Consider the following 309-nt stretch of genomic DNA (forward strand, 5'->3'; position numbering starts at 1 on the left):
CGAACACCGCCACTTTGCCGAGATCGACGACGATGACCAAAAGCATGTTGAAGCGACCGGTGCCGATCAAAACCTGATCGAACCGGCTTAACGCGTCCCGATAAACATAGTGGACCTCGTTCAAATAGGGCAGACGGATTTCATCCAAGTCCAGCGCCTCGACATATGGCCAAATGTCGACAGCTGCCTCCGCGATGGAAGTAACGTCCTGGATAGGCTCTGCGAAACAGGCTTTGAATTCGTATTCCTGAAGTCTGCGAACAACGACCATCTTGCCAGTCTAGATGCCGTTCGAATATGTCTGCCGAC

Annotated in this window: 1 protein-coding gene; it reads right to left on the reverse strand. The window is 52.4% G+C overall.

Going from position 1 to position 309, the window contains the following annotated elements:
* Window positions 1-271 (reverse strand): hypothetical protein (locus EN786_RS36950; protein ID WP_135910166.1); only part of this gene is annotated, 271 nt, incomplete at its 3' end.
* Between the last annotated feature and the right edge of the window lie 38 nt (window positions 272-309).

It is taken from the genome of Mesorhizobium sp. M4B.F.Ca.ET.143.01.1.1 (assembly GCF_004792275.1).
GTDB classification, from domain to species: Bacteria; Pseudomonadota; Alphaproteobacteria; order Rhizobiales; family Rhizobiaceae; genus Mesorhizobium; species Mesorhizobium abyssinicae.